Source organism: Streptomyces sp. YJ-C3 (assembly GCF_053891275.1).
Map to the genome: position 1 here is coordinate 8,741,634 of NZ_CM132685.1, position 11,716 is coordinate 8,753,349.

At 69.2% G+C, this 11,716-nt stretch carries 8 protein-coding genes and 4 tRNA genes; 9 read left to right on the forward strand and 3 right to left on the reverse strand.

All coding sequences use genetic code 11. From position 1 onward, the window contains the following. The first annotated feature begins 17 nt into the window (after positions 1-17). The 4 genes from ACVHNB_RS39685 (at position 18) to ACVHNB_RS39700 (ending at position 1,975) form a co-directional block, all read left to right on the forward strand. On the forward strand, positions 18-1,613 hold the full coding sequence (locus ACVHNB_RS39685; protein WP_428953730.1) for a metallophosphoesterase family protein: 1,596 nt from the start codon (positions 18-20) through the stop codon (positions 1,611-1,613). Between the two features lie 80 nt (positions 1,614-1,693). Next, positions 1,694-1,766: transfer RNA gene (locus tag ACVHNB_RS39690), tRNA-Glu, on the forward strand. 37 nt (positions 1,767-1,803) lie between these two features. After that, positions 1,804-1,878 (forward strand) — tRNA-Asp (locus ACVHNB_RS39695). A 23-nt stretch (positions 1,879-1,901) separates the two neighbouring features. After that, positions 1,902-1,975 (forward strand) — tRNA-Phe (locus ACVHNB_RS39700). A 99-nt stretch (positions 1,976-2,074) separates the two neighbouring features. Here the strand turns inward: ACVHNB_RS39700 and ACVHNB_RS39705 are convergent. Further along, positions 2,075-3,169 (reverse strand): ABC transporter permease, encoded by a 1,095-nt coding sequence (locus ACVHNB_RS39705; protein ID WP_428953725.1) that lies wholly within the window; start codon positions 3,167-3,169, stop codon positions 2,075-2,077. 115 nt (positions 3,170-3,284) lie between these two features. Here ACVHNB_RS39705 and hrpA point away from each other — a divergent pair, with 115 nt between their 5' ends. The 3 genes from hrpA to ACVHNB_RS39720 all read left to right on the forward strand — a co-directional run bounded on the left by hrpA (position 3,285) and on the right by ACVHNB_RS39720 (position 7,784). Further along, a complete protein-coding gene (gene hrpA, locus ACVHNB_RS39710) occupies positions 3,285-7,289 on the forward strand; it encodes an ATP-dependent RNA helicase HrpA (protein WP_456227025.1) in 4,005 nt (1,334 codons plus the stop codon). Between the two features lie 95 nt (positions 7,290-7,384). Beyond that, positions 7,385-7,459: transfer RNA gene (locus ACVHNB_RS39715), tRNA-Asp, on the forward strand. A gap of 121 nt (positions 7,460-7,580) precedes the next feature. Next, positions 7,581-7,784 carry a DUF6274 family protein gene (locus ACVHNB_RS39720; RefSeq protein WP_456227026.1) on the forward strand — a complete coding sequence of 68 codons (204 nt, stop codon included), beginning with the start codon at positions 7,581-7,583 and terminating at the stop codon, positions 7,782-7,784. Between the two features lie 503 nt (positions 7,785-8,287). Here the strand turns inward: ACVHNB_RS39720 and bldC are convergent. Together bldC and ACVHNB_RS39730 are read right to left on the reverse strand one after the other, a co-directional pair. Then, positions 8,288-8,494, reverse strand: coding sequence for a developmental transcriptional regulator BldC (gene bldC, locus ACVHNB_RS39725; RefSeq protein ID WP_003949541.1), 207 nt, complete (start codon positions 8,492-8,494; stop codon positions 8,288-8,290). A 476-nt stretch (positions 8,495-8,970) separates the two neighbouring features. After that, positions 8,971-9,819 carry a hypothetical protein gene (locus ACVHNB_RS39730; protein WP_456227027.1) on the reverse strand — a complete coding sequence of 283 codons (849 nt, stop codon included), beginning with the start codon at positions 9,817-9,819 and terminating at the stop codon, positions 8,971-8,973. A 240-nt stretch (positions 9,820-10,059) separates the two neighbouring features. Between ACVHNB_RS39730 and ACVHNB_RS39735 the strand changes: the two genes are divergently transcribed. Continuing rightward, positions 10,060-11,181: a Leu/Phe/Val dehydrogenase gene (locus ACVHNB_RS39735; protein ID WP_428953721.1), complete on the forward strand. Its 1,122-nt coding sequence runs from the start codon at positions 10,060-10,062 to the stop codon at positions 11,179-11,181. Between the two features lie 263 nt (positions 11,182-11,444). Continuing rightward, complete coding sequence (locus ACVHNB_RS39740; RefSeq protein WP_428953720.1) at positions 11,445-11,711, forward strand: DUF3073 domain-containing protein; 267 nt, start codon at positions 11,445-11,447, stop codon at positions 11,709-11,711. Positions 11,712-11,716 lie beyond the last annotated feature (5 nt).

Consider the following 11,716-nt stretch of genomic DNA (forward strand, 5'->3'; position numbering starts at 1 on the left):
TTGGGCATACGGGAGCAATGGCCCGCTCCCCCGCTGCCGCCATACGCCGAGCCCTGCGCCGTACACGGGGCGCGCGCACCGCCCCGTCGGCTCTCCTGCGCCGCTTCAGAACCAGGGAAAAACCCCGGCCCCCGGTCCAGGTCCTGGAACCGGTCCACCAACCCCACCCCTACAGGCGAGCGGTCGGCCTGGTCGCGGTCGTCCTGCTGGGCGCCTGGCTCGGGCTCCTCGTCGTCGGCAGCATCCGCGCCCCGGTGGGCCCGATGGACACCCGGATGACCCTGCGCCCGTCCCTCTCCGGCGGCACGAAGATCAATGTGTCCCCGCTCGGCGCCCTGGAGCTGAAGTCCCACACCGCGCCCATCCGCCTCGACGTCGACGTGGACCGCCTGGACCCCGTCCGCTCCCGGGCCCTCGTCGACCACCCGGAACGCATCTCGGGGCTCCAGGACGAGGTGGCCCGCGACGTCGAGCACGGCACGCTCGACCTGGCCGTCCGCTCCTGCGTGGCCGTGGTCTCCGGCGCGACGGCGCTCGGCCTCGCGGTCTACCGGCGCCCGCGCCGCGCGCTGGCGGCCGGCGGACTGGCCCTCGCGCTCCTCGCGGCGTCGGGCGGCACCGCGTACGCGACCTGGAACCCGAAGTCGGTCCTGGAGCCCAAGTTCTCCGGGCTGCTCTCCTCGGCCCCCTCCGTGGTCGGCAACGCCCGCTCGATCGTCACCGAATTCGATGTCTACCAGGAGGAGTTGGCCCGCCTGGTCACCAACGTCACCAAGCTCTACGACGTGACGTCCACGCTTCCCACGTACCGCCCCGACCCCTCCACCATCCGCGTCCTGCACGTCTCCGACATCCACCTCAACCCGGCCGCCTGGAAGATCATCGCGTCGCTCGTGGACCAGTACCGGATCTCGGTGATCGTCGACACCGGCGACACGATGGACCACGGCTCGGCCGCCGAGAACGCCTTCCTGGACCCGATCAAGGACCTCGGCGCCCCCTACGTCTGGATCCGCGGCAACCACGACTCGAAGACGGCGACACAGCGGTACCTCTCCGACCGGAAGCGGTTCAGGAACGTCCACGTCCTCGACGACGGGAAGGCCGTCACGGTCGCGGGCCTGCGCTTCGCCGGCACCGGCGACCCGCAGTACACCCCGGACCGCTCCACCGAGGCCCAGGGCGACCCGGCCGAGAGGATGGCGGGCATTCGGCTCGCCTCGGCGCTGCGCGACCAGAAGGCGGCCGGCACCCCGGTCGACATCGCCCTCGCCCATGAGCCGGCCGCGGCCCGCGAGACGGACGGCGCGGTGCCGCTGGTCCTGGCCGGGCACATCCACCGGCAGCAGACGGAGCTGCTCCCCCTCGGCACCCGGCTGCGCATCGAGGGCTCGACCGGCGGCAGCGGCCTGCGCGCGGTCGACGACAAGTACCCCGATCCCGTCGAGGCCTCCGTGCTCTATCTGGACAGCACGACCAAGCGTCTGCAGGCCTGGGACGAGATCAGGCTCGGGGGTCTGGGCCTGACGAAGGCCGAGGTCAGCCGCCATCTGCCGAAGGAGAACCAACCAGGTGCGACCCCGTCGCCGCGCACCCCGAGCGGTGCCCCGTAAACCGTTTTGGCGATAGGTCCCCGCATCCCATATGCTTCTCACGTCCCCGACGCGCTGCGAAGCGCCCAGGCGGGCCGATAGCCCTCATCGTCTAGCGGCCTAGGACGCCGCCCTTTCAAGGCGGTAGCACGGGTTCGAATCCCGTTGGGGGCACGCAAGTCCGTGTGCGACACTGTTGCACGCAAAGCTTGGTCCTGTGGAGCAGTTTGGAGTGCTCGCCACCCTGTCAAGGTGGAGGCCGCGGGTTCAAATCCCGTCAGGACCGCTGAAGTTCCTCGTGAACTTCGTGGCTGGGTAGCTCAGTTGGTACGAGCGATCGCCTGAAAAGCGATAGGTCGCCGGTTCGATCCCGGCCCCAGCCACAGACAGCAGGCCCCGTCTCCGGACGGGGCCTGTGGCGTTTCCGGACCCCGCCCCTCGAACCGCGGCCCCTCAGACCCCATCCCTCAAGCTGCGGCCCCTCAGACTGCGGCCGCGTGCAGCGGCTGTGTCCCGCGCCCGCCCGGATGCCGGTGCCGCCAGAACCAGAACAGCCCGCTCGACACCAGCGCCCAGCCGGCCAGCACCAGGAACGGGAACAGGTGCTGGTTGCCCTGGAAGTACACCGCCGTGTGCTGCGCGTTGTACGAGGCGCCCGGCGGCAGCCACTGGCCGATGCGGCCGATCACCGTCGGCAGCAGCGGCGGCGCCACGGCACCGCCCGAGGCCGGGTTGCCGAGCAGCACCAGCAGGCCCCAGGTCGGGATCATCGCCCAGCGGTGGAAGAACGTGTTGAACATCGTGAAGACCATGCCGCACGTGAACATCGTCAGCGCGAGGATCAGCCAGGACTGGACGAAGGGCAGATCGACCGCCCCGAGCCCCCAGTCCGCGACCGCCGCCACCGCGAAGCCGCCGAGCAGCGCGTAGGCGACCGTGAACGCGATCCGCTCGGCCGGGTTCAGACCCCGCGCGTGCACGCTCAGCTGGATCGCGCCGACGAAGCCGATGATGACCGCCGCGAGCGTGATGTAGAAGATCGTCAGGCCGCGCGGGTCACCGCTCTGCAGCGGGTGCAGGTCCTTCACCGTCACGGGTACGCCCGTCGCCTTGCTGACCGGGGGCGCCGCCTCCGTGAAGACCTGGGCGACCGTGACGCCGGAGGCGCCGGACACGTCCAGGTCGACCCGCGCACCGCCGTCGCGCACATCGAGGACGGCGTAGATCCGCTGCCGGTCGATGGCCTGCCGGGCCGCCTCCCGCGAGTCGTACGGCTTCAGGTCCAGTTGCGCGTCGAGCGCCTTCTCCATCGCGCCGAGGAACTCCTTGCCGCGCGCCTGCTCGTACTCTCCGGTGACGCCCGTCGGGATGTGGTGCGGCGTCGGGTTCGCCATGGAGTACGTGTACGAGGCCGCGAACAGCGCCGCCGCGGCGGCCAGGATGAACAGGAGCACGGTCGCCGGCAGGAACGGCGACTTCTTGAAGTTGCTCCAGCGGTCGGCCCGCGTCGGCGGCCGCCCGTGCTCGCCGTGCGGCGGGTGCGGACGTGGCTGTTCCTCATCGGGCAAGGGCGACATACCTGCACGCTAAAACACGCATAAGCCGCATACATCCCGAGAAGGGCCACCTGTCCGGCCGCCGTGGCAAAACCGTTCGCCACGAATTTCCCCGAGGTGAGATCCTGGAGGACGTATGTCTACGCAGCCTGCCCCCGCCGCCGACCGGATCGCCGCCGTAGCGCGGCGCCTGTCCGAGCTGTCCCTCCGTGACGCGCACCGCCTGGGCCGCAGGCTCGAAGGGGCGCGGAAGATCCGCAAGCCGGAGGCCCGTGCCGCCGTGGTCGCCGAGATCGACGCGGAGGCCGAGAAGGCCGAGGTCCGTTCGGCCACCCGGCGTGAGCGCCGCGCCGCGCTCGACGTCACGTATCCCGAGCAGCTCCCCGTCAGCCAGAAGAAGGACGAGATCGCCGACGCGATCCGCGACCACCAGGTCGTGATCGTGGCGGGCGAGACCGGCTCCGGCAAGACGACGCAGATCCCGAAGATCTGTCTCGACCTCGGCCGGGGCGTGCGCGGCATGATCGGCCACACGCAGCCCCGCCGGATCGCGGCCCGCACGGTCGCCGAGCGCGTCGCCGACGAGCTGCACACGCCGCTCGGCGAGGCGGTCGGCTGGAAGGTGCGCTTCACCGACCAGGTCGACCAGGACGGCACGTTCGTCAAGCTGATGACGGACGGCATCCTGCTCGCCGAGATCCAGACGGACCGCGAGCTGCGCGCTTACGACACGATCATCATCGACGAGGCCCACGAGCGGTCCCTCAACATCGACTTCCTGCTGGGCTACCTGGCCCAGCTGCTGCCCCGGCGCCCGGACCTCAAGGTCGTCATCACCTCCGCGACGATCGACCCGGAGCGGTTCGCGCGGCACTTCGGCGACGCCCCGATCGTCGAGGTCAGCGGCCGGACGTACCCGGTGGAGGTGCGCTACCGGCCTCTCCTGGAGGAGGAGTCGGACGACTCCGACCGCGACCAGATCACCGCGATCACGGACGCCGTCGAGGAGCTCCAGCGCGAGGGCCAGGGCGACATCCTGGTCTTCCTCTCCGGAGAGCGCGAGATCCGCGACACCGCGGACGCCCTGGAGAAGAAGAAGTACCGGTTCACGGAAGTACTCCCCTTGTACGCGCGGCTCTCGCACGCCGAGCAGCACCGCGTCTTCCAGCAGCACACGGGCAGACGGATCGTCCTCGCGACGAACGTGGCGGAGACGTCGCTGACCGTCCCGGGCATCAAGTACGTCATCGACCCGGGCACCGCCCGCATCTCCCGCTACAGCCACCGCACGAAGGTGCAGCGGCTGCCCATCGAGGCGATCAGCCAGGCCAGCGCCAACCAGCGCAAGGGCCGCTGCGGCCGTACCTCGGACGGCATCTGCATCCGCCTCTACAGCGAGGACGACTTCCTCGCGCGGCCCGAGTTCACGGACGCGGAGATCCTCCGGACGAACCTCGCCTCCGTCATCCTCCAGATGACCGCGGCCGGCCTCGGCGACATCGAGAAGTTCCCCTTCATCGACCCGCCGGACCACCGCAACATCCGCGACGGCGTCCAACTCCTCCAGGAACTGGGCGCGTTGGACCCCAGCGAGAAGGACGTACGCAAGCGCCTCACGCAGCAGGGCCGCAAGCTCGCCCAGCTGCCGGTCGACCCGCGCCTGGCCCGCATGGTCCTGGAGGCCGACAAGAACGGCTGTGTGCGCGAGGTCATGGTGATCGCCGCCGCGCTCTCCATCCAGGACCCGCGCGAGCGTCCCTCCGACAAGCAGGCGCAGGCCGACCAGCAGCACGCCCGCTTCAAGGACGAGACCAGCGACTTCCTGGCCTTCCTCAACCTGTGGCGCTACGTCCGTGAACAGCAGAAGGAGCTGGGCTCCTCCGCGTTCCGCCGGATGTGCAAGCGCGAGTTCCTGAACTTCCTGCGCATCCGCGAATGGCAGGACATCTACACACAGCTGCGCACGGTCGCCAAGCAGATGGGCATCCATCTGAACGAGGACGACGCCCCCGGCGACTCCATCCACGTGTCCCTGCTGTCCGGTCTGCTCTCGCACATCGGCATGAAGGACGTGAAGGAGTCCAAGGAGTCCACGCAGAAGGACCCCAAGCAGGCCGGCCGCGATCGCGGTCGCAACGAGTACATCGGCGCGCGCAACGCCAAGTTCGCGATCTTCCCCGGCTCGGCCCTCTTCAAGAAGCCGCCGCGCTTCGTGATGTCGGCGGAGCTGGTGGAGACGTCGCGCCTGTGGGCGCGGGTGAACGCGAAGATCGAGCCCGAGTGGGTCGAGCCGCTCGCCGAGCACCTGCTCAAGCGCACGTACAGCGAGCCGCACTGGGAGAAGGACCAGGCGGCCGTGATGGCGTACGAGAAGGTCACGCTGTACGGCGTCCCGCTCGTCGCCCAGCGGAAGATCAACTACGGCCGGATCGACCCCGAGGTCAGCCGCGAGCTGTTCATCCGGAACGCGCTGGTGGAGGGCGACTGGCGCACCCACCACAAGTTCTTCGCCGACAACCGCAGGCTCCTGACCGAGGTCGAGGAGCTGGAGCACCGGGCCCGGCGCCGCGACATCGTCGTGGACGACGACACCCTCTACGACTTCTACGACCAGCGGGTCCCCGAGCACGTCGTCTCGGGCGCCCATTTCGACTCCTGGTGGAAGCGCAAGCACAAGGAGGAGCCCGAGCTCCTCGACTTCGAGCGCTCGATGCTGATCCGCGAGTCCGCGGAGGCGGTCACCAAGGCCGACTACCCGGACGCCTGGCACCAGCGGAACCTGAAGTTCCGGGTGACGTACCAGTTCGAGCCGGGCGCGGACGCGGACGGCGTGACCGTCCACATCCCGCTCCAGGTGCTCAACCAGGTCACTGACGAGGGCTTCGACTGGCAGATCCCGGGCCTGCGCGAGGACGTCGTCATCGAGCTGATCCGGTCGCTGCCGAAGCCGATCCGCCGGAACTACGTGCCCGCTCCGAACTTCGCGAAGGCCTTCCTGGAGCGGGCCGTGCCCCTGCAGGAGCCGCTGCCCACCACGCTGGCGCGCGAGCTCCAGCGGATGGTCGGTGTCCCGGTGAGCGCGGACGACTTCGATCTCACGCGCGTCCCGGACCACCTGAAGATCACTTTCCGGATCGTCGACGAGCGGCGCCGCAATCTCGCCGAGGACAAGGACCTGGAGGCGCTGAAGCTCAGGCTGAAGCCCAAGGCCCGCCAGGCGATCTCCAAGGCGGCCGCGGCGACGGCCGAGCGCTCCGGCGGCGAGTCCGTGGAGCGCAAGGGCCTGACCGACTGGACGATCGGCACCCTGTCCCGCGTCTTCGAGACCCGGCGCGCGGGCCAGCCGGTCAAGGCGTACCCGGCGCTCGTCGACGACGGCGACACCGTGTCCGTACGCCTCTTCGACACCGAGGCCGAGCAGGCGCAGGCCATGTGGAAGGGCACGCGCCGGCTCATCCTGCGCAACATCCCGGTCAACCCCGGCAAGTTCGCCTCGGACAAGCTGAGCAACGCCCAGAAGCTCGCCCTGTCGGCGAACCCGCACGGCTCCGTCCAGGCCCTCTTCGACGACTGCGCGATGGCGGCCGCGGACAAGCTCGTCGCGGACTTCGGCGGCCCCGCCTGGGACGAGGAGTCGTACCGCAAGCTCTACGACAAGGTGCGCGCCGAGATCGTCGACGCGACGGTGCACACCGTCGGCCAGGTACAGCAGGTCCTCGCGGCCTGGCAGGCCTGTGAGCGCCGTCTGAAGTCCACGAACAGCCCGGTGCTGCTCGCCAACCTGCAGGACGTGCGCACCCAGTTGAACGCCCTGGTGAAGCCCGGCTTCGTGACCGCCACCGGCCTGCGCCGCCTCGGCGACCTGATGCGCTACCTGGTCGCGGCCGACCGCCGGCTCCAGCAGATGCCGACCAACGTCCAGCGGGACACCACCCGCATGGAGAAGGTCCACGAGATGCAGGACGAGTACGCCTGGCTGCTGGAGCAGCTGCCGCAGGGACGGCCCGTGCCGCAGGAGGTCCTGGACATCCGCTGGATGATCGAGGAGCTGCGGGTCAGCTATTTCGCGCACGCGCTGGGCACCGCGTACCCCGTCTCGGACAAGCGGATCGTGAAGGCGATCGACGCCGCGGCGCCGTGACGGAGCAGGCACGTTAAGTGAGTTCGACCGGCGGGCCTGCACTGCTGTACAGTCCTGTCTCGCAGCGCAACGAAGAAACAAGCGCCGCGAAACCTGGTCCTGTGGAGCAGTTTGGAGTGCTCGCCACCCTGTCAAGGTGGAGGCCGCGGGTTCAAATCCCGTCAGGACCGCAGTAGATGAGAAGCCCGCACCGTTCCGGTGCGGGCTTCTTCGTGTGCCCCGGCAGCCGCCCTTGACTCCTGGACGTCCCCTCGGTACGCCAGAACCAGGGCCCTGGTGGGAGGCGAGCGCATGGCGACACCGATACGACGACGCGAGACCCGCGCTCTCCTGCGCGCCCATCTCTCCGCCGCCTCCGGATACCGCCACGTGACCCGTCACTGCCCGATCTGCCACCGACTCCTGCGGCTCGCCATGGACCCCGCCACAGAGGCCCAGGAGGACCACGAGAGCGCCTGGGAGGGCGGCGAGGACGAAAGTCCCCCGAACGGGTGACGAAAGCCGACCCACAGGGCCCTCGACCGATGGGAGCCTGGAGACAGTCGGAGTCTGGTCGAGGACGCCCAGACGCGCGGATCCCCTCTAGCGCACGGGTGTCACCAGCAACAAGCTCCGCGCTGTGTGACGGGTGTCACCGAAATAGTTTTGGAAACACCGTTTCTTACACCCTCCCTACAACTGCTCAATTTAATATGTGCAATTGCACCACCCTCACAGGCGCCCGCGAGGCGCCGGCCAGAGACCGACCAAGGTCCGACAAGGGCGCGCACAGACCCCCGTCGACCACCGCTTCCTGCCGCTTCCGGCTCACAAAAAAGATCGCGCTGGACCCGGCGGAGTCCAGCGCGATCGACGACGTACCCGTGATGCAGTTGAGATGACGCTTCAGTAGGTGTGGGTCCCGTTGGGGCAGGACCCGCGTCGTGTGGAGCTAAGGGGTGGGTGCGATACGGGTTGGGGGACCCGGAACACCCGGTATTGCTGCGTTATGCGGTGCCTCAGGCCTCGCTGCGCTGCTGCGGGATACCCGCAAGCAGTGCGCGGACCTCGGCCTCGCGGTAACGCCGGTGCCCGCCGAGCGTGCGGATCGACGTGAGCTTGCCAGCCTTCGCCCAGCGCGTGACCGTCTTCGGGTCCACGCGGAACATCGTGGCGACCTCGGCGGGGGTCAGCAGCGGCTCGGCATCAGGGGTGCGAGCGGTCATGAGCGGCCTCCTCGGGAGAACCGAACCTTCTCGGTTCTTTCCTTTAAATTCTGCACCTTGACCCGCGTTGCCCGAAATGGCGGACACGGGTCGAGTCGGTTATAGGACGAACGGCTTGTCCTCGGCACTACAACTACACCATCCGTCCAGCCTCGTCGGCCAAACCGATGGAATTGCCCTCCCAGGTGTTCATCAGCGACGGAAGCCGATGGACCATGCCATAGCGGACAGTCACGCCACAGTGACGATCAGTCACAGAGCGATCAGGAGTCGTCAGACCCCCCAGCGACAGTGCAATGCTGAGTAATCCGTCCATGGTTGGACTTAGTTGGACGGATGGAGCCCTCCCCGGACTCCTTGTCCTATTTTGGCACGAGGAGGGGCGATGGACGCAAGGGCGAAGTTAGTGCAGTCCGTCACGCTTGACACAAAAGCCCGGATCGGGACGTAGGTCCCGAAGAAGCCGGTGAGTGCCGTCAGTTGGCGTTCTGCCGGTCCCGCACCGCTCGCCAGCGTGCCACGAGCCGCGCGTACGCCTCGCCCGCGCCGGCCCCGTCACCGGAGCGCAGCGCCTCGATGCCCTCGGCGACATCCGCCGCCGAGTGGTCCTCGTCCAGGAGGTCCGGCGGCAGGGTGTGCACGAGACCGCCGTAGTCGAGTTCGACGTACGAGCGGGGGTGGAACTCCTCGAGCCAGCGCCCCACATCTACCAGGCCCTCGATCAGGGGCCCCTCGTCGATCGCGTCCTTCAGCGCCTTCAGACCGCGCGCGACCCGTCGCCGGGCCTGCACCATCGGGGTGCGGTAGCGCAGCAGCGGGCCGCTGCCGTCCCCGGCCGTCTCCGGCTCGTACTCGCGCTCCTCGTCGGACACGAGCACGAACCAGTTGAGCGGCACCTGCCACGTCGACGTACGGATCCAGGGCCGCGCGTCCGGATTGCGCTCCAGCCAGCGCTCGTAGTCGTCGGACGCCTGCCGGCGCACCACCGCCGGGAGCACCGCGTCCAGGACCGGGGCCGGCAGCTGCCCCGGCAGCTCGTCCAGCGCCTGCCAGCCGCGCAGCCGGGTGCGCCACGGGCACACGCACAGCACGCCCTCGATCTCGATCACGAACGCGTCGTCGCTCTCGTGCACCGGCACCGGAACGGGCGGGGTGGGCAGCAAGTCGGCCAGGGAGCGACGCAGTTCGTCCTGGTAGGAGGGGTGGCGCTCGCGCTTCGCGTAGCGCTCCCAGTGGCCCCGCTCCGGCTCCGGAAAGGCCGCGAGGGGTTCGTACACACGCAGATACGACGCGTACGGGACGGTCACCGACGACACCTTGGGCACGGCTGCTCCCTCCCCCGCCCACCGGCTGGAAAACACTGCAAATCGTCCCACGGCGGGATGCCGCGCGACGCGGCGGGATTCGACCGTACTTGCGCCACCCCTCGACGCGAGAGAGTGATCCTCGGCACTGCGGCCGTGGCGGGCCTGTACACGCTCTACTCTCTTGCCCACGAACGACGGAAGGCCCGCCACCCGCACGGGATTCCGCCCACCGCCGCTACGTACTTGGGAGTCACCACAGTGACCGATGTGACCGGCGACGCTGTCACCACCTCCGGCACCCCTGCCGCACCGGACGTCCTGCACACCCTCTTCCACTCGGACCAGGGCGGACACGAGCAGGTCGTGCTCTGCCAGGACCGCGCGAGCGGCCTCAAGGCCGTCATCGCCCTCCACAACACCGCCCTGGGCCCGGCCCTCGGCGGCACCCGTTTCTACCCCTACGTCTCCGAGGCCGAGGCCGTCGCCGACGCGCTGAACCTCGCGCGCGGCATGTCGTACAAGAACGCCATGGCCGGCCTCGACCACGGCGGCGGCAAGGCCGTGATCATCGGCGACCCGCACGTCGTCAAGAGCGAGCAACTGCTGCTCGCCTACGGCCGGTTCGTCGCCTCGCTGGGCGGCCGGTACGTGACGGCCTGCGACGTCGGCACCTACGTCGCCGACATGGACGTGGTCGCGCGCGAGTGCCGCTGGACCACGGGCCGCTCCCCCGAGAACGGCGGCGCGGGCGACTCCTCCGTGCTCACCGCCTTCGGCGTCTTCCAGGGCATGCGGGCCAGCGCCCAGCACCTGTGGGGCGACCCGACGCTGCGCGGCCGCACGGTCGGCATCGCGGGCGTCGGGAAGGTCGGCCACCACCTGGTCGAGCACCTGCTGGCGGACGGTGCCCGGGTCGTGGTCACGGATGTGCGCGCGGAGTCCGTGCGCGGCATCACCGACCGGCACCCCGAGGTCGCGGTCGTCGCCGACACGGACGAGCTGATCCGGGTGCCGGACCTCGACATCTACGCCCCGTGCGCGCTGGGCGGCGCCCTGAACGACGAGACCGTCCCGGTGCTCACCGCGAAGGTGGTGTGCGGCGCGGCCAACAACCAGCTCGCGCACCCGGGCGTCGAGAAGGACCTCGCCGACCGCGGGATCCTCTACGCCCCGGACTACGTCGTGAACGCGGGCGGGGTCATCCAGGTGGCCGACGAACTCCACGGTTTCGACTTCGACCGGTGCAAAGCGAAGGCCTCGAAGATCTTCGACACCACGCTTTCGATCTTCGCTCGCGCAAAGACTGACGGGATTCCGCCAGCCGCCGCGGCCGACCGGATCGCCGAGCAGAGGATGGCGGAGGCGCGTTCGCGGCACTGATCGCGGGGCCTACGTAACGAGAGTCACGCCGATCGGCGGGTCGTCCGCCAAGAAGAGGTTAAAATCGCAGCTGACCAGCGAGGACAGGGCTCCTTGCTGGTCCTGTGCACAGGCGCGTCCTGCGGGCGACGTACCGTATGGGCGTGGGCTCAGGTACCGTGGAAGCCCTACGGACCGGTCTCCTCATGGGGAGTCCGTTCCAGATCATGAACGCGTGTCAAGACTCTGGGGCCACCGAGCCCCGTATCCGAGGGGGTCGAGCCATGGGGCGCGGCCGGGCAAAGGCCAAGCAGACGAAGGTCGCCCGCCAGCTGAAGTACAGCAGCGGCGGGACTGACCTGTCGCGTCTGGCCAATGAGCTGGGCGCATCGACGTCGAATCCAGTATCGAATCAGCCGCCGAACGGTGAGCCTTTCGAGGACGACGACGAGGAAGACGACCCGTACGCCCGCTATGCGGATCTGTACGACGAGGACGAGGACGAGGACTCCGACGAGTCCGGCCCGTCGTCTCAGCGCCGCGGCGCTTGACCTCG